General features: G+C 70.1%; 15 protein-coding genes. 11 read left to right on the top strand and 4 right to left on the bottom strand.

The features are described from left to right. Positions 1–32 precede the first annotated feature (32 nt). Positions 33–620, bottom strand: coding sequence for an NADAR family protein (locus AB0I51_RS10150; protein WP_362973300.1), 588 nt, complete (start codon positions 618–620; stop codon positions 33–35). Positions 621–831: 211 nt separating this feature from the next. Between AB0I51_RS10150 and AB0I51_RS10145 the strand changes: the two genes are divergently transcribed. From AB0I51_RS10145 to AB0I51_RS10110, 8 genes are all read left to right on the top strand, one after another. After that, the gene (locus tag AB0I51_RS10145; protein WP_362973298.1) at positions 832–2,367 is read left to right on the top strand and encodes a gamma-aminobutyraldehyde dehydrogenase; all 1,536 of its coding nucleotides are present in this window, start codon (positions 832–834) and stop codon (positions 2,365–2,367) included. Between the two features lie 56 nt (positions 2,368–2,423). Next, positions 2,424–3,671: a spermidine/putrescine ABC transporter substrate-binding protein gene (locus AB0I51_RS10140; protein ID WP_362973296.1), complete on the top strand. Its 1,248-nt coding sequence runs from the start codon at positions 2,424–2,426 to the stop codon at positions 3,669–3,671. 5 nt (positions 3,672–3,676) lie between these two features. Then, positions 3,677–4,831, top strand: a complete 1,155-nt coding sequence (locus AB0I51_RS10135; protein WP_362973653.1) for an ABC transporter ATP-binding protein — start codon at positions 3,677–3,679, stop codon at positions 4,829–4,831. Beyond that, positions 4,831–5,754, top strand: a complete 924-nt coding sequence (locus tag AB0I51_RS10130) for an ABC transporter permease (protein WP_362973294.1) — start codon at positions 4,831–4,833, stop codon at positions 5,752–5,754. Before AB0I51_RS10135 ends, AB0I51_RS10130 begins: the two co-directional genes overlap by 1 nt. Continuing rightward, positions 5,755–6,555 carry an ABC transporter permease gene (locus AB0I51_RS10125; RefSeq protein WP_362973292.1) on the top strand — a complete coding sequence of 267 codons (801 nt, stop codon included), beginning with the start codon at positions 5,755–5,757 and terminating at the stop codon, positions 6,553–6,555. A 29-nt stretch (positions 6,556–6,584) separates the two neighbouring features. Continuing rightward, entirely contained in the window at positions 6,585–8,012 is a 1,428-nt protein-coding gene (locus AB0I51_RS10120) for an FAD-dependent oxidoreductase (RefSeq protein WP_362973290.1), read from the top strand. A 125-nt stretch (positions 8,013–8,137) separates the two neighbouring features. After that, on the top strand, positions 8,138–8,593 hold the full coding sequence (locus tag AB0I51_RS10115) for a hypothetical protein (RefSeq protein ID WP_362973288.1): 456 nt from the start codon (positions 8,138–8,140) through the stop codon (positions 8,591–8,593). A gap of 140 nt (positions 8,594–8,733) precedes the next feature. After that, on the top strand, positions 8,734–10,569 hold the full coding sequence (locus AB0I51_RS10110) for a glycoside hydrolase family 18 protein (RefSeq protein WP_362973286.1): 1,836 nt from the start codon (positions 8,734–8,736) through the stop codon (positions 10,567–10,569). Here AB0I51_RS10110 and AB0I51_RS10105 read toward each other — a convergent pair. Beyond that, positions 10,508–11,110, bottom strand: coding sequence for a phosphatase PAP2 family protein (locus AB0I51_RS10105; RefSeq protein ID WP_362973284.1), 603 nt, complete (start codon positions 11,108–11,110; stop codon positions 10,508–10,510). The two genes, AB0I51_RS10110 and AB0I51_RS10105, sit on opposite strands and share 62 nt — an antisense overlap. A gap of 479 nt (positions 11,111–11,589) precedes the next feature. After that, on the bottom strand, positions 11,590–12,924 hold the full coding sequence (gabT, locus tag AB0I51_RS10100) for a 4-aminobutyrate--2-oxoglutarate transaminase (protein ID WP_362973282.1): 1,335 nt from the start codon (positions 12,922–12,924) through the stop codon (positions 11,590–11,592). A 259-nt stretch (positions 12,925–13,183) separates the two neighbouring features. Between gabT and AB0I51_RS10095 the strand changes: the two genes are divergently transcribed. From AB0I51_RS10095 to AB0I51_RS10085, 3 genes are all read left to right on the top strand, one after another. Then, positions 13,184–15,580, top strand: coding sequence for an ATP/GTP-binding protein (locus tag AB0I51_RS10095; protein ID WP_362973280.1), 2,397 nt, complete (start codon positions 13,184–13,186; stop codon positions 15,578–15,580). Positions 15,581–15,731: 151 nt separating this feature from the next. Continuing rightward, the gene (locus AB0I51_RS10090; RefSeq protein WP_362973278.1) at positions 15,732–17,342 is read left to right on the top strand and encodes a PucR family transcriptional regulator; all 1,611 of its coding nucleotides are present in this window, start codon (positions 15,732–15,734) and stop codon (positions 17,340–17,342) included. A gap of 132 nt (positions 17,343–17,474) precedes the next feature. Continuing rightward, complete coding sequence (locus AB0I51_RS10085; protein ID WP_362973276.1) at positions 17,475–18,920, top strand: aldehyde dehydrogenase family protein; 1,446 nt, start codon at positions 17,475–17,477, stop codon at positions 18,918–18,920. A gap of 122 nt (positions 18,921–19,042) precedes the next feature. On the opposite strand, the gene AB0I51_RS10080 is transcribed toward AB0I51_RS10085, so the two are convergent. Then, positions 19,043–21,880: a glycoside hydrolase family 3 C-terminal domain-containing protein gene (locus AB0I51_RS10080; protein WP_362973274.1), complete on the bottom strand. Its 2,838-nt coding sequence runs from the start codon at positions 21,878–21,880 to the stop codon at positions 19,043–19,045. Positions 21,881–22,098 lie beyond the last annotated feature (218 nt).

Here is a 22,098-nt window from a genome sequence, read left to right as displayed (position 1 = left end):
GCAGCCGCTCCCCCCGGGAGGCTGCTCACCCCCTACCCCAACCGCTCCCGCGCCTCCATCAACGCGAACCCCAGCAGATTCGGCCCCCGCCACCGCTCGGGATCCTCCGCCGCCGCGTCGTCCGCGGCCAGGCCGATGCCCCACACCCGGTCCACCGGACTCGCCTCCACCAGCACCCGCTTACCCGTGCCCAGCAGAAACGCCCGCAGTTCCTCGTCCGCGGCGAACTTGTGGACGCTCCCCTCGACGACGATCCCGAACCGCTCCCGCGTCCACGTCTCCTCGTCGAAGCCCCGCACCAGGCGCCCCGCCTTCTTCGCCACGGACGGATGCCCCGCCGCCAGCACCCGCGCGAGAGCGTCCCCGTCGCCGAACAGCCGTGCCTTGCCGGCCATCATCCAGTGCTCGGCGGTCGCATAGGTTACCCCGTCCACCGTGAACGGCGACGGCCACCACTGGCTCAGACAGCTCGCGCCCACGCGTCCGTCCGGGCGTGGCCGGTGCCCCCAGAAGTGCAGGTACTTGACCCTGGCCCCGGCGCGCACTTCCCTGATCAGGGCTTCCTGCGAATCGATCTTTTGTGCGGCCCCGGCCGCGAGCTTCCCCGTGATCCCGTCCATACACGCGAGTCTTGCAGGCACCACTGACACTCCGTCCCCCCTTTTCCGTGCGGACTCGACACCTGGTCGAAGGATTCCGTCGCGTAACCAAAAGGCAACAACGGAATCACTTGTTGGAGTCCCTTTGCTCTGTCAGGATCGGCATTCAAATCGAGCTGGAGCTACGCCACCCGCCAGCGGACGAAGCGGGGCGAAGGCTGAGGAGAGCGACATGCACAACCCGGGCAGCGTCACCCCGGAACGATTCCCCGCACAGGAGTACTTCGCGGACGGCGCGCAGTTCATCGCGGGCCGCCTGACCAAGGGCACCTCGGGCCGTACGCACGCGGTCGTCGACCCGGCCACCGGTGAGGACGTCTGCACGTACGAGCTGGCCGGCACGGCCGACGTGGACGCGGCCGTGGCCGCCGCCCGCGCCGCCTTCCCGGGCTGGTCGGGTGCCACGCCCGGCGAGCGCTCCGACGCCATGCACCGCTTCGCCGCCGTGCTCGCCGAGCGCGCGGACGACTTCGCCCGCGCCGAGTCCCTCCAGTGCGGCAAGCCCCTCAAGCTGACCCGTGAGTTCGACGTCCCCGGGACGATCGACAACACGGCCTTCTTCGCCGGTGCCGCACGGCATCTGCAGGGGCAGTCCGCCGGTGAGTACTCGGGCGACCACACCTCGTACGTACGCCGTGAACCCATCGGTGTCGTCGGTTCCATCGCGCCCTGGAACTATCCCCTCCAGATGGCCGCCTGGAAGATCCTCCCGGCGATCGCCGCGGGCAACACGATTGTGCTGAAGCCCGCCGAGCTGACCCCGCTGACCTCGCTGATGTTCGCGCAGGCCGCCACCGACGCGGGCATCCCGGACGGTGTCATCAACATCGTCACGGGGACCGGCAAGGAGGCCGGTGAGCATCTCGTCGGACATCCCGACGTGGCCATGACGTCCTTCACCGGTTCCACCGCCGTGGGCAAGCGCGTCGCCGAGATCGCGACCGCCACCGTCAAGCGCATCCACCTGGAGCTCGGCGGCAAGGCGCCCTTCGTGGTCTTCGACGACGCCGACCTCGAAGCCGCCGTCAACGGAGCCGTCGCCGGTTCGCTCATCAACACCGGGCAGGACTGCACGGCCGCCACGCGCGCGTACGTGCAGAGGCCCCTCTACGAAGCGTTCGTCCAGAAGACGGCCGCCCTCATGGCGAGCGTCCGGGTCGGCGATCCCTTCGCCCCGGGCACCGACCTCGGGCCGCTGATCTCGCACGTCCAGCGCGACCGCGTGGCCGGCTTCGTCGACCGGGCGCGTGGCTACGCGCGCGTGGTGACCGGCGGCGAGGCTCCTCAGGGAGATCTCAAGAACGGCGCCTACTATCGCCCCACCCTGGTCGCGGATGCCGCCCAGGACAGCGAGATCGTGCAGTCGGAGCTCTTCGGCCCGGTGCTCGTCGTGCTCCCCTTCGACACCGACGACGAAGGCATCGCGCTCGCCAACGACACCCCGTACGGACTGGCGGCCTCCGCGTGGAGCCGGGACGTCTACCGGGCAAATCGCGCGACCCGCGAGATCAAGGCCGGCTGCGTGTGGATCAACGACCACATCCCGATCATCAGCGAGATGCCCCACGGCGGCTACAAGGCGTCCGGCTTCGGCAAGGACATGTCCGCGTACTCGTTCGAGGAGTACACCCAGATCAAGCACGTCATGTTCGACAACACTGCGGTCGCCGGAAAGGACTGGCACCGCACGATCTTCGGGGACCGATAGCAGAACTGACGGCCGCCCAAGGCGCCGCCGTCTCCTCCCGAAAGGGCAGCACGCGCATGAAGCAGTACGAGCCCGACCGCCTGACCCCGGCCGAAATGGCCGCCGTCCGGCGCAGCTTCCGCAAGAGCAGGTCCGCGATGACCCGCCGTTCGGTGCTGCGCGCCTCCGCCGGCGGCGCGCTCGCGGTCGGCGGACTCGGGGCCCTGAGCGGCTGCGGGATCCCCGCGGCAGGCAAGACGCAGGGCGGTGTGTCCGCCGACGACCACTCGGCCACGGAGAAGGAGATCGACTTCTCGAACTGGCCCGAGTACATCGACACGGACGACAGCGGCAAGCATCGTCCCACTCTGGACGCGTTCACCAAGCGGACCGGCATCAAGGTCAAGTACACCGAGGACATCAACGACAACGACGAGTTCTTCGGCAAGATCCAGCCGCAGCTCGCCGCCGGCCAGCCCACCGGCCGTGACCTGATCGTCCTCACCGACTGGCTGGCCGCCCGCATGATCCGGCTGGGCTACGTCCAGAAACTGGACGCGTCCAACCTGCCGCACGCCTACGCCAACCTCTCGGACCAGTTCCGCAGCCCCGACTGGGACCCGGGCCGGGCGTACTCGTACGTGTGGCAGGGCATCTCGACCGTCATCGCCTACAACAAGAAGGCGCTCGACGGCGTCGAGGTGAAGTCGATCTCCGACCTCCTCGACAACCCCAAGCTCAAGGGCCGCGTCGGCTTCCTCACCGAGATGCGCGACAGCGTCGGCATGACCATGCTCGACATGGGCAAGGACCCGTCGAAGTTCACCACCGACGACTACGACGCGGTCATCGCCCGCCTCCAGAAGGCCGTCGACAAGGGCCAGATCCGCCGCTTCACGGGCAACGACTACACGTCCGACCTCACCAAGGGCGACTTCGCGGCCTGTGTCGCCTGGGGCGGCGACATCGTCCAGCTCCAGTCGGACAACCCGGACGTCGGCTATGTGATCCCCGACAGCGGCTACATGACGTCGACCGACAACCTGCTGATCCCCAACAAGGCACGGCACAAGACGAACGCCGAGCGGCTGATCGACTACTACTACGAGCCCGAGCCGGCCGCCGAACTCGCCGCCTACATCAACTACGTGAGTCCGGTCGCGGATGTGAAGCCGTACCTCGCCAAGATCGACAAGTCGGCCGCGGACAACCCGCTGATCCTTCCCGACAAGGCCATGCAGGCCAAGTCCCACGCCTTCCGCTCCCTGAGCCCGAAGGAAGAGACGGCCTACCAGCAGAAGTTCGCAAAGCTCACAGGGGCGTGACGACGATGAACACCAAGGACAACAGCGGCGACGTCCGCCTCTCCGGTATCAGCAAGACCTACGACAACGGCTTCACCGCCGTCAAGCCGCTCGACCTGACCGTGCCCCAGGGCTCGTTCTTCGCCCTGCTCGGTGCCTCCGGCTGCGGCAAGACCACCACCCTGCGCATGATCGCCGGCCTGGAGGAACCTTCCTCCGGCACCGTCCACCTCGGCGACCAGGAAGTCACCAGCCTCCCGCCCTACAAGCGGCCGGTGAACACCGTCTTCCAGTCCTACGCCCTCTTCCCGCACCTGGACATCTTCGAGAACGTCGCCTTCGGTCTGCGCCGGCGCGGCATCAAGTCGGTGAAGCAGCAGGTCGTCGACATGCTCGACCTCGTCCAGCTCGGCGAGCAGGCGCGCAAGAAGCCGCACCAGCTCTCCGGCGGCCAGCAGCAGCGTGTCGCCGTGGCCCGCGCACTGATCAACCACCCCAAGGTGCTGCTCCTCGACGAGCCCCTCGGCGCCCTCGACCTCAAGCTGCGCCGCCAGATGCAGCTGGAGCTCAAGCGCATCCAGACCGAGGTCGGCATCACGTTCGTCCACGTCACGCACGACCAGGAGGAGGCCATGACCATGGCCGACACGGTCGCCGTGATGAACGCGGGCCGTGTCGAGCAGCTCGGCTCGCCCAGCGACCTCTACGAGAACCCGAACACCACCTTCGTCGCCAACTTCCTGGGCACCTCCAACCTCATCGAGGCCGAGGTCGACTCCAAGTCCGGCGACGACATCGTCCTCAAGGCGGGCGGCGGCAAGCTCGTCCTGCCCGAGGCGCGATGTTCCGCGCCCACGACGACCGGCGGCAAGGTCCTGGTCGGCGTACGCCCGGAGAAGATCACCCTCACGCACGCCGACGACGCGGGCGAGATCCCGGCCGGCCGCAACCGCATCACCGGCAAGATCGCCGACTCCAGCTTCATCGGCGTCTCCACCCAGTACGTCATCGACAGCCCGGTCTGCCCCGAGTTCGAGGTCTACGCCCAGAACATCGACCGCGACTCCCGGCTGCGGCCCGGCGCCGACGTCGTCCTGCACTGGAACCCGGCCCACACCTTCGGCCTCGACGCGGCCCAGGACATCGACGCGGGTGTCGACACCGAGGAGGAGGCCGCCTGATGGCCGCTGTCACCGAGGCGCCGCCCCTGGCGCCCGCGCCGGAGAAGAGGCCTCCGCGCAAGAGGGGCCGCTGGACGCCCTACTGGCTGCTGCTGCCCGGCATCCTCTGGCTGATCATCTTCTTCGCGCTGCCGATGATCTACCAGGGTTCCACGTCGATCCAGACGGGCTCCCTGGAGGACGGCTACAAGGTCACCTGGCACTTCTCGACCTACTGGGACGCGGTGTCCGAGTACTGGCCGCAGTTCGTGCGCTCGGGCCTCTACGCCGCCGCCGCGACCATCCTGTGTCTGCTGCTCGGCTACCCGCTGGCGTACCTCATCGCCTTCCGCGCGGGACGCTGGCGGAACCTGATCATGATCCTGGTGATCGCACCGTTCTTCACCAGCTTCCTGATCCGTACCCTCGCCTGGAAGACGATCCTCGCGGACAGCGGTCCGGTCGTGAGCGTCCTCAACACGCTGCACGTCCTGGACGTCACCAACTGGCTCGGCTGGACCTCCGGCGACCGCGTGCTGGCCACTCCACTCGCGGTGGTCTGCGGACTGACGTACAACTTCCTGCCGTTCATGGTCCTGCCGCTCTACACCTCGCTGGAGCGCATCGACGGACGGCTGCACGAGGCGGCAGGCGACCTGTACGCCAAGCCCTTCACCACCTTCCGCAAGGTCACCTTCCCGCTGTCGATGCCCGGCGTCGTCTCCGGCACCCTGCTGACCTTCATCCCGGCGGCCGGTGACTACGTCAACGCCGAACTCCTCGGCTCCACCGACACCCGCATGATCGGAAACGTCATCCAGACGCAGTTCCTGCGCATTCTGGACTATCCGACAGCGGCGGCGCTCTCCTTCGTCCTCATGGCCGCCATTCTCGCCATGGTGACCATCTACATTCGCAAGTCCGGGACGGAGGATCTGGTCTAAATGGCAGTCGTACGCTGGTTCAAGCGCCATTTCGTCGTCATCGCCGGCCTGTTGACGCTCGGATATCTCCTCCTTCCGAACGTCATCGTCACGGTGTTCTCCTTCAACAAGCCGAAGGGGCGCTTCAATTACGAGTGGCAGCAGTTCTCGCTGGACGCCTGGAAGCAGCCGTGCGGTGTCGCCGACATGTGCGGCTCGCTCTCCATCAGCCTCCAGATCGCCGTCTGGGCGACCATCGGCGCCACCGTGCTCGGCACGATGATCGCCTTCGCGCTGGTCCGCTACCGCTTCCGCGCCCGCGGTGCCGTCAACTCGCTGATCTTCCTGCCGATGGCGATGCCCGAGGTCGTCATGGCGGCCTCGCTGCTCACCCTGTTCCTGAACATGGGCGCCCAACTGGGCTTCTACACCATCCTGATCGCCCACATCATGTTCTGCCTCAGCTTCGTCGTCACCGCAGTCAAGGCCCGTGTGATGTCGATGGACCCGCGCCTGGAGGAGGCGGCCCGCGACCTCTACGCCAGTCCGGTGCAGACGTTCGTCCGAGTCACCCTCCCCATCGCGGCCCCCGGAATCGCGGCGGGCGCGCTGCTTTCCTTCGCGCTCTCCTTCGACGATTTCATCATCACCAACTTCAACGCGGGTTCGACCGTCACCTTCCCCATGTTCGTCTGGGGTTCGGCACAGCGCGGCACACCCGTTCAGATCAATGTCATCGGTACGGCCATGTTCCTCGTCGCCGTATTGCTGGTGCTCACCTCGATGGTGATCACCAACCGCCGCAACAAGGTAAAGGCATAACCGCTAACGCCCTGTAGGGAGTTGAAATCATGGCCCCGAGCGCCATGAGCCGCAGCAACAACTGGACCAAGTCTCTCTCCGAAGCCCGGCCGGTCCCGTACTGGCTGGACGACCCCGGCAAGCCCCACCCCGAACCCGCGCTCACCGGCGCCGAGACCTGCGACCTGCTGGTCGTCGGCGGCGGCTACAGCGGACTGTGGACCGCGCTCCTCGCGAAGGAGCGCGACCCGCAGCGGGATGTCGTCCTGCTGGAAGGCCGCGAGGCGGGCTGGGCCGCCTCGGGCCGCAACGGCGGCTTCTGCGCCGCCTCCCTCACCCACGGCCTGTCCAACGGCCTCGCCCGCTGGCCCGGCGAGATCCACAAGCTGGAGGAGCTGGGCGCCCGCAACCTCGACGAGATCGAGAGCGCGATCGCCCGCTACTCCCTGGACTGCGAGTTCGAGCGCACCGGCGAGATCGACGTCGCCACCGAGCCGCACCAGGCAGAGGAACTCCACGACTGGCACGCCGAGTTGGCGAGCAAGGGCCTCGCCGACGGCGTCGAGTTCCTGGACGCGGAAGCGGTCCGCGAACAGGTCGCCTCCCCGACCTTCCTCGCCGGTCTGCACGACAGCCGGGGCGTCGCGATGCTCAACCCGGCAAAGCTGGCCTGGGGGTTGAAGCGCGCCTGCCTCCAACTCGGCGTCCGCGTCTACGAACACACCCCCGCCCTCGCCCTCAAGCCGTACGGCGCGGGCATGGCCGTCCGCACCCCCTACGGCTCGGTCCGCGCCCGACGGGTCGCGCTCGGCACCAACATCTTCCCGAACCTGATCAAGCGCGTCCGCTCGTACACCGTCCCGGTCTACGACTACGCCCTGATGACCGAGCCGCTCTCCGCCGACCAGTTGGCTTCGATCGGCTGGAAGAACCGCCAGGGCCTGGGGGATTCGGCGAACCAGTTCCACTACTTCCGGCTCTCCGCCGACAACCGCATCCTGTGGGGCGGCTACGACGCGATCTACCCGTACGGTGGCCGGGTGCGCGCCGAGTACGACGACCGGCCGGAGACGTACGCCAAGCTCGCCCAGCACTTCTTCACCTGCTTCCCGCAGTTGGAGGGCCTGGGCTTCAGCCACGCGTGGGGCGGCGCGATCGACACCTGCTCGCGTTTCTCGGCGTTCTTCGGCACCGCCCACCAGGGCAAGGTGGCCTACGCGGCGGGCTTCACCGGACTTGGTGTCGGCGCCACCCGCTTCGGCGCGGACGTGATGCTGGACCTGCTCGCGGGGGAGCGCACCGAGCGCACGGAGCTGGAGATGGTCCGCAAGAAGCCGCTGCCCTTCCCGCCCGAGCCCTTCGCCTGGACCGGCATCGCACTCACCAAGTGGTCGCTGGCCCGCGCGGACGACCACGGCGGCCGGCGCAACCTGTGGCTGAGGACGATGGACAAGCTGGGCCTCGGCTTCGACAGTTGAGCCCCGTCTGCGGAGTGTGACCCGGTTCACTCCTTCGAGGTGCGAGAACCCGCGTAATGGCGCGGGCCGACCTCCCTCTCTCCTGTGACGCGACCAGCGTCGACACGAGAAAGGGAGGTCTCCTCATGACTGGGGCGAAGACGGCCGTCGAGTGGCTGGCATCCGTAGCTCCGGATCCGGAGGCCTGCCGCTGGGAATGGGAGCGCAACCCCATGGGGATCGCGCTGCTGCCCGCCGGCAAGGCCTGGGACGTACTGATCCTGCCGGGTGAGCTCGGTTATCCCACGCTCGATGTGCTCACCCGGGTCATCGACCAACCGGGCCCGGTACTGGTCGACTTCGGTGACGCGCGGATGGGGTTCCTGGTGCCGCCCGGCACCGCCGCCCGCTGGCTCGGCACCGGGATCCGCACGGCGGGACCCGGCACCTGGATCGTCGTGCCGTACCCCGGCCGGTCCACCGGTGGAGTCCGCTGGCTGGTACCGCCGGACGGCTCCGGCACCCTCACCGATCCCGCACTCCTCGAACTGGCCATGCACGAGGCGGCGGCGGGGCTGGCCAGGGAAGGGGAGGACGGATAGCCGACCGAAGCCCGGCATACGAGGTTCCCGGAGTCCCGACCTACGAGGTCCCCGGCACCGGGAGGCCTTGACAAGCGAATTGGTCTGGACCAAATTGGGCGCGCTCCACCCCTCCAATTCCCCCATGCCCGGAGGTACTTGTGGATCGCTCCAGACCTCTCCTCGCCATGCTCACGGCCGCTCTGCTGGCCGTACCCGGAATCACCGCACTCTCGTCGGCCGCCCGTGCGGCCGACGCGGACCTGGCGAAGAACGGAGGCTTCGAGTCCGGCCTCGACGGCTGGTCCTGTTCCGCGAGCAGCGGTACGACGGTCAAGTCGCCCGTGCACGGCGGCAGTTCGGCGTTGCAGGCGACCCCGGCCGACAACGACTTCGCCCAGTGTGCGCAGACGGTGACCGTGAAACCGAACTCCTCCTACTCGCTCGCCGGCTATGTCCGCGGCAGCTACGTCTACCTCGGCGCGAGCGGAACCGGCACCACGGACGTCTCCACCTGGACCCAATCGGCCCCCGACTGGCAGCGGTTGACGACCAGTTTCACCACCGGCCCGTCCACCACCAAGGTCACGATCCACACCCACGGCTGGTACGCCACCGGCGCCTACTACGCCGACGACATCTCCCTCACCGGCCCGGCGGTCGACGTGGGCCAGCCGCCAGCCACCCCCACAGGCCTGGCCGTCGGCACCGTCACCTCCTCCTCCGTCGCCCTCTCCTGGTCCGCCGTCACCGGCGCGACAAGCTACGCGATCTACCGCGACGGCGTGAAAGTCCAGACGGCGAGCGGCACTTCGGCCACTGTGAGCGGACTTACGGCCGCGACGGCGTACAGCTTCCAGGTCACGGCGGTCAACGACGCGGGCGAGTCCGCGAAGTCGACGGCGGTCACCGCGACCACGTCCACCGGCTCGGGCCCCACCACCGGACTGCCCACCCACGCCCTCGTCGGCTACCTCCACGCGAGCTTCGCCAACGGCTCCGGCTACACGCGCCTGGCCGACGTCCCCGACAGCTGGGACGTCATCGACCTGGCCTTCGGTGAACCCACCTCCGCCACCTCGGGCGACATCCGCTTCAACCGCTGCCCGGATGGGGGCCCCTCCCGCTCGAGCGACGCCGAGAGTGGGGGAGAGTGCCCCAACGTGGAGAGCGACGCCGACTTCAAGGCGGCCGTCAAGGCCAAACAGGCGGCGGGGAAGAAGGTGTTGATCTCCATCGGCGGCGCCAACGGCCAGGTCCAACTGACCACAACGGCAGCCAGGGACACCTTCGTGTCGTCGGTCTCGAACATCATCGACACCTACGGACTCGACGGCCTGGACATCGACTTCGAGGGCCACTCGCTCTCCCTCGACGCGAGCGACACCAACTTCAAGAGCCCCACGACTCCCGTGGTGGTCAACCTGATCGCGGCCCTGAAGACCCTGAAGGCCAAGTACGGCTCGAAGTTCGTGCTGAGCATGGCGCCCGAGACGTTCTTCGTGCAGATGGGCTACCAGTTCTACGGCACCGGCAGGTTCGGCGGCCAGGATCCGAGGTGCGGCGCGTACCTGCCCGTCATCTACGCCCTGCGCGACGACCTGACCCTGCTGCACGTCCAGGACTACAACTCGGGCCCGATCATGGGCCTCGACGGGCAGTACCACACCATGGGCGGCGCCGACTTCCACATCGCGATGACCGACATGCTGCTCACCGGCTTCCCGGTCGCGGGCGACACGGGCAACGTGTTCCCGGCCCTGCGCCCCGACCAGATCGCCATCGGCATGCCGGCATCGGTCAACGCGGGCAACGGCTACGTGGCTCCCGCCGAGGTCACGAAGACCCTGGACTGCCTGACGAAGAAGGTGAGTTGCGGCTCGTACACGACCCACGGCACCTGGCCGGCCCTGCGCGGCCTGATGACCTGGTCGATCAACTGGGACCGCTACTCGAACGGGGAGTTCCAGAAGACGTTCGACGGCTACTTCGGCTGAGGAAGAGCCGCAGCGACGCGAGCAGCACGGTCCCGAGGCACCAGCTGGCCACGACGTCCAGTGGCCAGTGGTAGCCCCGCCGGACCAGCCCGAAGCTGACGGCGGCGACGAGGAGGACGCAGATCGCGACGGCTCCGCGGCGGGCGTACGACGTCCGGAGCCAAGGAAGGAGAACCAGGGCCGAGGCGCCGTACGCGATCATCGCGGTGGCTGTGTGGCCGGAGGGGTAGTAGCCGGTGCCGGGCGGGACGGCCGGGGTGCCGCCGCGGGCGATCAGTTCCTTGACGGGGACGATCAGGGCCGGGACCAGGGCCATCAGCACGGCCGCCGAGAGCGGTGGCAGCCACCAGCGGTCCGCACCACTGGCACGGCCGCGCCCGGCGACGTAGACGAGGACTACGACGAGAACGGGTACCGCGACCTGGACGTTGCCGAGGTCGGCGAGGAGTTCGGAGAAGCGGTCCGGGCGGACCAGTGCGCGGCTCAGGCGCTCGTCCGGGCCCAGGAGCGGGCCGTCGGCCGCCACCTGCCAGGTGATCACCGCGAAGAGCAGCGCGGGAAAGGCGAGAAGGAGCCAGAAAAAGGAGGTCGGCCGGCCCGGAACAGGGGGGGTAGTTCCGAGCCGGCCGTCCGGATCGGAACGTCGGCCGCCCCGGGGGGTTTGGGGCGGGCGACTGTCCGATCGGTGAGGAGATTCGGAGCCGGAGGCTCCTGTTGTGTGCGCGAGGGCACGACCAGGGCGAAGCTGGGGAGGCCTCGTCCTGAAGTCGCCCACAGTCCCCTGTGGGCGGGGTGTATCTCTCATCTGGGTAGAACCTACGGCAGTGACGGGAGGGAAGACAGGCGGATTCGCGTCCCGTCATGCACCCCGCACACCTTCTTCACACGGCCTGACGGCCGCCGCCCCAGCCTGTGAATCGCTGGGGATGAAAGAGCTGGGGCGGGCGGGGCGCATGAGGCTCGACCCCTGTGCGGGAGCTGCGGGTTCCCCTGTGGCAGGGAAGTGCGGGAGAGGGGGGCTCAGATACGTGCGAACGCCTGCTCGATGATGTCGAGGCCCTCGGTCAGCAGGTCCTCCCCGATGACCAGCGGGGGCAGGAAACGGAGGACGTTGCCGTAGGTGCCACAGGTCAGGACCAGCAGCCCCTCCTGGTGACACGCCTTGGCGAGCGCGGCGGTCGCCTCCGGGTTCGGCTCCTTGGTCGTACGGTCCTTGACCAGCTCGATGGCGATCATCGCGCCGCGCCCCCGCACATCGCCGATGATGTCGAACTTCTCCGCCATGGCACCGAGCCGGACCTTCATCACGGCCTCGATGTTCTTGGCCTTTGCGTTGAGATCGAGTTCCTTCATGGTCTCGATCGCGCCGAGCGCACCGGCGCAGGCGACGGGGTTGCCGCCGTACGTACCACCCAGACCGCCGGCGTGCGCGGCGTCCATGATCTCGGCGCGACCGGTGACGGCGGCGAGCGGCAGCCCGCCCGCGATGCCCTTCGCGGTGGTGATCAGATCAGGGACGACACCCTCGTCCTCGCACGCGAACCACTGACCCGTACGGCAGAACCCCGACTGGATCTCGTCCGCGACGAACACGATCCCGTTGGCCTTGGCGAACGCGCTGAGCGCCGGCAGGAAGCCCTTCGCCGGCTCGATGAAGCCGCCCTCGCCGAGGACCGGCTCGATGATGATCGCGGCGACGTTGTCGGCGCCGATCTGCTTGTTGATCATGTCGATGGCCTGTGCGGACGCCTCGGCACCGGCGTTCTCCGCACCGGTCGGCCAGCGGTAGCCGTAGGCCACGGGCACGCGGTACACCTCGGGCGCGAACGGCCCGAAGCCGTTCTTGTACGGCATGTTCTTCGCCGTCAGCGCCATGGTCAGGTTGGTGCGCCCGTGGTACCCGTGGTCGAACACGACGACGGCCTGCCGCTTGGTGTACGCCCGCGCGATCTTCACGGCGTTCTCGACGGCCTCGGCGCCGGAGTTGAACAGCGCCGACTTCTTGGCGTGGTCACCCGGGGTCAGCTCGGCCAGCGCCTCCGCGACCTCCACGTAGCCCTCGTACGGCGTGACCATGAAACAGGTGTGGGTGAAGTCGGCGAGCTGCGCGGCGGCACGGCGGACGACGGCCTCGGCGGAGGCGCCGACACTCGTCACCGCGATACCGGAACCGAAGTCGATGAACCGGTTCCCGTCGACGTCCTCGATGATCCCGCCGCCCGCGCGCGCGGTGAACACGGGCAGCACGGAACCCACACCGGCCGCGACCGCCGCGGTACGGCGGGCCTGCAGCTCCTGGGACTTCGGGCCGGGGATCGCGGTGACGACGCGGCGCTCCTGCGGAAGTGCGGTCATGAGGGGCTCCTGGGGTGGTGCGGACGCTTGCGCGCTTTCCTGTTTTCTTTTTCTTCCTTTCTCGCAGGCTAGGACCGGGGGCGAGGGCTGGGCATGCTCCATGTGGGCGGTGTCGGCGCCGCGGGTTGTCCGCCGTGGACAGTGCCGGGCCCGCGGAGCTTGTGGCGGGCCCGGCCGCGTAAACGGTGAACTCCCCTTCCTGGCGCGTTAGATTGACTCGCTGACGATGCACGGAACGGCTGGTCAAGGGGCGAGGGCGATGGACAGCGACGGGACGCGGGACGCACGGGGTACGCATGCGAATCCTGTGCCGCGTCCGGCACGGCCGGCGGAGGCCTCCGGAGTGCCGCCGAGGCCGACGCACGCCCCGGGCGCGGTCGGCGCCGCCGTCGCCGACTGGCTCGACGAGCCCCGGCCTGCCGCCGGCCCCGGGATCTGGCGGTTCGGGTACCGCAAGCCCAGGCCGGAACAGAACTCGGAGCGGCTGTCACCGATCACCATCGTCGGCGTCATCGTCCCGCTCGTCGTGGGCATGGTGCTGTGGTCGCTCTGGAAGCACGGCAGCATCCCTTACCAATGGGCGCTGCTCAAGGTGTTCACACCGGCCGACTGGTGGTGGGTCGGCACCTCGTCGCCGAAAGGCAAGGGCGTGGATGCCGTGACGGTCTCCGACGGCATCTTCTTCGGCCTCCTCGTCTACGGCATGGGGCGGCTGGGCGGTTGGCCCGACATCATCCGGCACCTCGTCGTCCGCCGCAGCCAACCGGCGCGGGCGCTGCTGGCCCTGCTGGGCGCCGTGGTCGCCCTGAACCTGGTCGTGATCCCGAGCGCCTTCCCCTCCGCCGTCGGCTGGAACGCGCTTCCGGTGGCCGGTCCGGCGTACCACCTCATCGCTCTTTTCCCGGGCGGCTACGACCTCATTTCCACGCCGTTGATGGGCAACCTGCTCTACGTGGTCATCGGCCTGCTCCTGGTCTGGCCGTTCGCCCGTCTCGGCGGCTGGCTGCCGCTCGTGCGGCAGCGGTACGGCGCGGGCGGCACCGCCGCTCCGGCGGCCGTCGCCGAGCAGGTACCGGCTGTCGGGTCACGGGCGCACTGGCCCGAGCTACGGGAGGCCGGGCAGTCCCAGGCGGCCGACGTCCTCACCGCCGAGGTGCTGGCGGGGCGGATGAACGACGTGGACTGCGCGCGCGTCGAGCACGCCTGGAAGCGGGCCCGGCGGACGGGCGACCTCTCCTCCTTCACCCGCACTGTGCTGCGGGCCGCCGGCAGTGCCTGGACCCACCCCTCCGGCTCCCGCGACCTGCCCGGCCGTATCGCCCGGCACGACCTGCTCGCCGGTCAGGTGCGGATCGGGACCTGGGTGGCGGGTGAGCGCACCGCGCTCGCCTACCGCGGCGTCGGCACCGCGCTCGGCCCGGACACGCTGGCGACCTCGCTGCTCGTCGTCGGACCCTCGGGATCGGGCAAGACACGGCACGTGGTGCGGCCGGTGGTCGAGAATCTCACCCTTCAGGCCCTCACCGGCCGGTGCGCCGTCGTCGTCGTGTGTGCGGCCGGTACGCCGCTCGGCCCGGACGAGGCGTTCGACGTGATCGTCCGGGTCGGGGATCCGGCGTCCGTCCACGACCTCGACCCGTACGCCGAGTCCGGCGACCCCGACGAGGCCGCAGCCCTGCTCGCGGAGGCCCTGGTCGGCGACCTCGACACGGTGGACACGCAGCGTGCCGCCGGCGCCCTCGCCCAGCTCCTCGGGCCCTACCGGGCCGCGTACGGGAGGTTTCCCGCACTGCCCGTGCTGCGCGAACTCCTTGAGGGTGAGCCACGGGCGCTGGCGGAGCTGAGTGGGGCACTCACCGACGACGGACACGCCATGATGCGGCGCGAACTCGACTCCCGCATGCGCCATGCCGGCGGTGGCAACGACCCCGGCCAGGCTCTCGCCGACCGGCTCGCGCTGCTCGACCGCCCGGTGTTCGCCGAGTTCTTCGGAGCGGGGGGCGGGACCGTACGGCCGTTCTCGCTGCGAGCCGTCGCCCACCATCCGCTGCGTGTCCGTGTCGACCTGCCCGAGCACGGGCACGACGAGGCGGCCAGGCTGCTCACCCGACTGGTCCTCGCGCAGTTCAGCGCGGTGGTGCGCGGCCGCGAGCGCGGGCACTTCGCCTGCCTCGTCCTCGATGACGCCACCGGCACCGTGACCACCGAGTCACTGCGCCGGATCCAGCGGCTGCGCTCCGAGGACGCGGGTGTCGTCCTCGTCCTGCGTACCGTCGGCGACGTGCCCGAGGCCCTGCACGGCCCGCTGTACGGCGCGGTCGGCTGCCGGATGGCGCTGGCCGGCGTCACCACCTGGGACGGCAGCCGCTTCGCGAATGCCTGGGGTACCGAATGGGTGGAGACCACGGATGTCGCCAAGCACACCGTCTTCGCCGACCAGCCCATGACCCGCGCCATCCACGCCCTCCGCAAACTGATCACCGGCAAGGCCGTGACCACGGAGGCCGTCACCGTCCGCCAGGTAGAGCGGGAACGCTGGTCCGCGTCCGAGCTGGCGCACGGTGTGCCGGCCGGTCACGCGGTGCTGTCCCTGACCAGCGTGAAGGGGGAACACGCGCCGCCGCTGCTGGTGGATCTGCGCGGCCAGGGGCACTGAACCGGACATACGGGGGCGTCGCGACCGTACGGTGAGGCAGAATTGGTGCACGCCGTTCATACGCGGCGGCCAAAAGACCGGAGTCATCGCTCGTTCTCCCTTCCAACTCCCTTCCAACCCCCTTCCGACCGCTGCTCTACCTGAAGGCCCCATGCCTCCCACGCTCGCCTCGCTCGTCCACCACTCCGCGCTGAAACTCACCGTGCGCGCCGGCGAGGACCGCCTGGACGTCCCCGTGCGCTGGGCCCATGTCAGCGAGCTGGCCGACCCGGTGCCGTACATGGAGGGCGGGGAACTGCTGCTGATCACCGCGTTGAAGCTGGACGCGGAGGACCCCAAGGCCATGCGGCGGTATGTGAAGCGGCTGGTGGGGGCGGGGGTCGTAGGGCTCGGGTTCGCCGTCGGGGTCAACTACGACGAGATCCCGGAGGCGCTGGTCGACACCGCGGCGGAGGAGGGGCTGCCGCTGCTCGAAGTGCCCCGGCGGACCCCGTTCCTCGCGATCAGCAAGGCTGTCTCCGCCGCCATCGCCGCCGACCAGTACCGGTCCGTGACCGCCGGGTTCGCGGCCCAGCGCGAGCTGACCCGGCAGGCCCTTGCCGACGGTCCGGAGGGGCTGCTCGCCGCGCTCGCCTCGCAGGTCGACGGATGGGCCGCGCTCTACGACACGTCCGGCGCCGTCGTCGCCACCGCACCGGAGTGGGCGGGCCGCCGGGCCGCCCGGCTCACGGCGGACGTGGAACGGCTGCGGGAGCGCCCCGCGCCGGCCTCCTCCGTGGTGGGCGGCCCGGACAACGAGGACCGCGTCGAACTGCACTCCCTCGGCACCGGCCGACGCCCGAAGGCCGCCCTCGCGGTGGGCACGGCCGCCGCGCTCGGGACGGCGGAACGGTACGCCGTCCACTCGGCGATCGCGCTCCTGACCCTCACCACGGAACGTTCACGGTCCTTGCAGGCCGCCGAGCAGCGGATCGGCGCGGCGGTGCTGCGGATGCTGCTCGCCGGGCAGCCGGACCACGCGCGGGCGGTCGCCGGGGACCTGTTCGGGGGGCTCCTCGACGCGCCGTTCCGGGTGATCGTGGGGGAGGGCACGGGTGCGGACCGTGACCCGCTGGGCGGGCTCGCCGAGGTCATGGAGTCGGCGGCGGCCCGCTCCGGGGAGGCCGTCCTCGTCGTACCGGAAGGGCCGCAAGGGCCGCAAGGGTCGCACCCGCCCGAGCGGCTCGTCGTGCTCGCCGTCGACGGCGGCGCGGCCGTCGAGGCCTGCCGTGAGTACGCGGCGGCGCTGGAGGCCGAGCGCGCCTCCGCCGACGTACAGGAGCAGGGCGGGGACGACGAGCCGGTCGTGGGGCTCTCGGCACCGGCCGGGCCCATCGCCGCCGCTGCCGCCTACAAGCAGGCCGAGCAGGCGCTGTCGGTGGCCCGGCGGCGCGGGCGGGTCTTCGTAGAGCACGAGCAGCTGGCCGCAGGGTCGGTGCTGCCGTTGCTCGCCGACGACGCGGTACGGGCCTTCGCGGACGGGCTGCTGCGGCCGCTCTCCGAGCACGACGCGACCGGGCGCGGTGACCTGGTCGCCTCGCTGCGGGCCTGGCTGTCCCGGCACGGACAGTGGGACGCGGCGGCGGCCGATCTCGGGGTGCACCGGCACACCCTGCGGTACCGGATGCGGCGGGTGGAGGAGATCCTCGGCCGGTCGCTGGACGATCCGGACGTACGGATGGAGCTGTGGCTGGCGCTGAAGGCGACGGCCGCCGCGGAGTGACGGGCGGGCCCTGCCGAACTGTAGTGTTCCCGCCGGCTACCACTACGACTCGGCTAAACGCACCGCAGCCTCCCCGCACCTACGGTTGACCGAGAAGCCCCAAGACCACCCCCAACGCGGAAGGGCCGGGACATGACTTCCACCCACGCCTTCTGGCTCGCCGGCCGTCAGGCCACGGGCGAGGACACCTTCGACGTCACCTCCCCGTGGGACGGACGCCTCGTCGGCAAGGTCAGCGTGCCGACCGACGCCCAGGTCGAGGAGGCGGTGGCCGCCGCGTACGCCGTACGGGACGAGTTCGCCGCGACCCCCGCCCACGTCCGCGCCGCCGCCCTCGACCACGTCAGCCGGCGTCTCGTCGAGCGCACCGAGGAGATCGCGCAGCTGATCTCCGCCGAGAACGGCAAGCCGATCAAGTGGGCGCGCGGCGAGGTCGGCCGGGCCGTGTCCGTGTTCCGGTTCGCCGCCGAGGAGGCCAGGCGCTTCAACGGCGGCGAGGCCCAGCGCCTCGACACCGACGCCGGCGGCCAGGGCCGGCTCGCCCTCACCCGGCGCTTCCCGAAGGGCGTCGTCCTCGGCATCGCGCCCTTCAACTTCCCGCTGAACCTCTGCGCGCACAAGATCGCCCCCGCGATCGCGGCCGGCGTGCCGATCATCCTCAAGCCGGCCCCGGCCACCCCGCTCTCCGGCCTGATCATCGGCGACCTGCTCGCCGAGTCCGAACTGCCCGCCGGCGCGTGGAGCATCCTGCCGGTCGCCAACGACCACATGCCCGCCCTCGTCCAGGACGAGCGGCTGCCGGTGATCTCCTTCACCGGTTCGGAGAAGGTCGGCTACGCGATCATGGACTCGGTGCCGCGCAAGCACTGCACCCTGGAACTGGGCGGCAACGGCGCGGCCGTGGTCCTCGGGGACTACTCCTCCGACGCCGACCTCGACTGGGCCGCGACCCGCATCGCGACCTTCTCCAACTACCAGGGCGGCCAGTCCTGCATCTCCGTGCAGCGGGTCATCGCGGACTCCTCCGTCTACGACCGGCTGCTCCCGCGCATCGTCGCCGCCGTCGAGGCCCAGGTCACCGGTGACCCGTCCGACGCCAAGACGGACGTCGGCCCGCTGGTCAGCGAGGCCGCCGCGCAGCGCGTCGAGTCGTGGGTCCAGGAGGCCGTCGACGCCGGCGCCACCCTCCTCACCGGCGGCAAGCGCGACGGCGCCTCGTACGCGCCGACCGTCCTCACGGACGTGCCGGCCGATGTGACGATCTCCTGCGAGGAGGTCTTCGGGCCGGTGCTGACCGTGACGAAGGCGGACGGCGAGGCCGCCGCCTTCGCCGCCGCCAACGACTCCAAGTACGGCCTCCAGGCAGGGGTGTTCACCCACGACGTGCAGGTCGCCTTCCGCGCCCACTGCGCCCTGGAGGTCGGCGGTGTCGTGATCGGCGACGTCCCGTCCTACCGCGCCGACCAGATGCCCTACGGCGGCGCCAAGCAGTCCGGCGTCGGCCGCGAGGGCGTGAAGTTCGCGATGGACGACTACACCTACGAGCGGGTGCTCGTGCTCACGGGCCTCGCGCTCTGAAGTGTCGCCCTCGCGAGGCACTAGCTAATGGGAATCATTTTCATATAGTCTTCCTGTAGGGGCCCGGCACCGATGCCTTCCGGTGCCGGGCCCCTACTGTCCGTCGGCCTGCTTCCGGACCCTCAGCCGGAGAAGCCGACGTGCGCGAGCCGCAACGGGCCGCGCAGCCTGATGTGCACGTCGTGCACGCCCTCGGCGACGATCCCGGCGCCTAGAGTGGTGTAGTCGTAGGGCCCCGACGTCGGCGCGGGCAGGGCGAGTCGGGCGAGTGTCGGGCCGCCGTCGAGGGACAGTTCCACGGCCCCCTCGCCCGCCACCTCCACGGTCACCTCCGTGACCCCGGCGCCGAAGTCGCAGTGCCGGTAGACCAGTTCGGCCGTGCCGCCGCCCACCGGCGCCGCCGCGTCGCCCGCCGCCTTGGTCCGGTCGACGATCTCGCCGCCCGACTGCTCGTCGAAGTCGGCCGCGGGCAGGCCCCGTTGGAGGAGATCGCGGGGCGCGGCGGGCTCGCCGGTGAGCGTCACCGTCGTCCGCAGGCGGATGTCCTCGCTGGAGGTGCCGACGAGGAGGTCGTAGCCGCCCGGTTCCAGGTGGTGGCCACCCCGGGCCACGTCCCAGAACTCGAAGGCGGACAGCGGGAGTTCGAAGGAGAGTTCCGCCGTCCCGCCCGGGGCGAGTGTCACGCGCCGGTGTGCGGCCAGTTCGCGGCGCGGGCGTGGGACCGACGGGTCGGTGGCGCGCGTGTACAGCTGCGCGACCTCGTCGGCGGTCACGTCCCCGGTGTTGGTGACCGTGAACGACACGTGCACCGCGCCGAGTCCGGCCCGGGTGCTCAGGTCGCCGTACGCGAAGGACGCGTACGAGAGGCCGTGGCCGAACGGGAACAGCGGAGTGCCCTCGAAGTAGAGGTAGGTCTGCCGGCCGCCGATCACGTCGTAGTCGAGGAGGTCGGGCAGGTCGGTGTCGGCCGCGTACCAGGTCTGGGGGAGCCGGCCGGCGGGGGAGACGTCTCCGGCGAGGACGCGGGCCAGGGCGGTGCCCGTCGCCTGGCCGCCGTGGGCGGTCCACAGGATCGCGGGGAGCTCGGCGGGGTCGACCGCGTACGGGTAGGCGGAGACCAGGGCCAGGACCGTGTTCGGGTTCGCTGCGCGGGCCGCGCGCAGCAGGCGCTGCTGGTGGGCGGGGAGCCGGAGGGTCGTACGGTCCTCGGTCTCGCGGCCGTTGATGTGCGGGTCGTTGCCCGCGACGACGAGCACCACGTCCGCGGCCTCGGCGACCCGGGTCACCGCGTCCTCGCCGCGCTCGGCGATCACCAGCTCGAAGACATCTCCCCCTTCTTCGGCAACCTTCACGCCGTCGGCGGCGACAGAGACGTGGCGACCCGTACCGATGTGCAGCAGGAGGTGACCGTTCTCGTGTGGTTCCAGGCGGAATGTCTCCTGGACGACCCAGCCGCCGGGCTGGTCGGCGGAGGCGCGCACATAGCCGTCCTCGGCGACCGAGAGGTAACGGCCGTCGGGGGCGCGGAGGGTGAGGACGCCCTCGCCCCAGTCGACGAGCGCGAGTTCGGTGCCGGTGGCGTCGGTGGTGAGCGGGGGCAGGTCGGTGCGGCCCGCGAGGAGGGCGGGGTCCAACGCGCCCTCGGCGCCGCGCACTTCGTCGGGCACGTCCGCCAGCGGGACGTGCAGGCAGTCGCCTCGCGAGGTCCTCAGCCTGACCCGGTCCACGCCCTCCGCGAACTCGACGCGCTCGGCGCCGAACCGCTCGTACAGGCCCTCCAGCGGGGTGGAGCGGTGGATCAACGTGCCGCTGTACCAGTCGAGTTTGCACTCGTCGGCGAGCAGTCCGACCACGGCGAGGCGGGTGTCGTGGGCGAGGGGCAGCAGATCGTCGGCGTTCTTGAGCAGGACCACCGCCTGTTCGGCGGCCTCCTGGGCGAGGGCTTGGTGCGCCGGGGTGTCGAAGTCCTCGGTGCCGGTGTGCGGGTCGTGTGCCGGGTCGAACTCGCCGAGCCGGAACCGGACCGAGAGCTGACGGCGCACCGCCGCGTCGATGTCGGCCTCCGTCAACAGGCCCTGCTCCAGGGCGCCTTGGATCCGACCGACGATCGTCGAGCTGTCCGTGCCATGGTCGGTGAAGCTGTCCACGCCGGCGAGGAGCGAGGCCGCCGTCGCCTCCTCGTGGGTGTCGAAGTAGTGCTCGGAGTCCACCAGGTTGGAGGGCGCGCCCGCGTCCGAGCAGACCAGCAGGTCCTCTTCGGTCCAGGTGCGCAACTGCTCGCGCAGATACGGTGAGACGTGGTTGGGGCGGCCGTTGACCAGGTTGTACGCGGGCATCACCCCGGCCACCGCGCCCGCCTCGACCGTCTCGCGGAACGCGCGCAGGTCGTACTCGTGCAGCACGCGCGGGCGGACGGAGGACGAGGTGACGTCGCGGCCCGTCTCGTTGTTGTGCGCCAGCCAGTGCTTGAGGACGGGCGCCGTGCGCCAGTACGTCGGATGGTCGCCGCGCAGGCCGCGCGTGTACGCGGTGGCGATCGCCGAGGTCAGCTTCGGATCCTCCGAGTAGCCCTCCTCGTTACGGCCCCACAGCGGGTGGCGCAGCAGGTTCACCGTGGGGGCCCACACGTTGAGGCCCACGCGGTCGTCGCGGGCGCGCATCGCGCGGACCTCCTTGGACACCGCGTCGCCGACCCGGCGTACGAGCTCCTCGTTCCAGGTCGCGCCCAGGCCCACCGCCTGCGGGAAGACCGTCGCCGGGCCCATCCACGCCACCCCGTGCAGGGCCTCCTGGCCGGTGCGGAACGCGGCGACGCCCAGGCGCTCGACGGCGGGCGCGTACTGGTGCAGAAATCCGATCTTCTCGTCGAGGGTGAGCCGTGCCAGCAGATCGTCGATGCGCTTCGCGAACGGCAGCTGCGGGTCGCGGAAAGGCGGCGTAGGCGGCGTTTGTGCGGTCACGTGGGGTTCCCCTTGCGATGGAGCGGCGCGGCTCTTTCGAAGCGCTTCGATGCTGATTCGATGCGGAGCGAGTGTCAAGAGACCTTCACCGTTATTTCAAGCAGCACATACGGACAGGTCACCCCCCACACCTCGGAGGAATCTTGGAAGCGACCCTTGTGCACCCTCGGGCGTTCACTTAACCTCGCAGCAACATCGAAGCGCTTCGACTAAGTGCT

The organism is Streptomyces sp. NPDC050549 (assembly GCF_040655035.1).
GTDB lineage: Bacteria > Actinomycetota > Actinomycetes > Streptomycetales > Streptomycetaceae > Streptomyces.
Note: the sequence above shows the minus strand (reverse complement) of the source record. Positions and strands in the feature narration are given on the sequence as shown.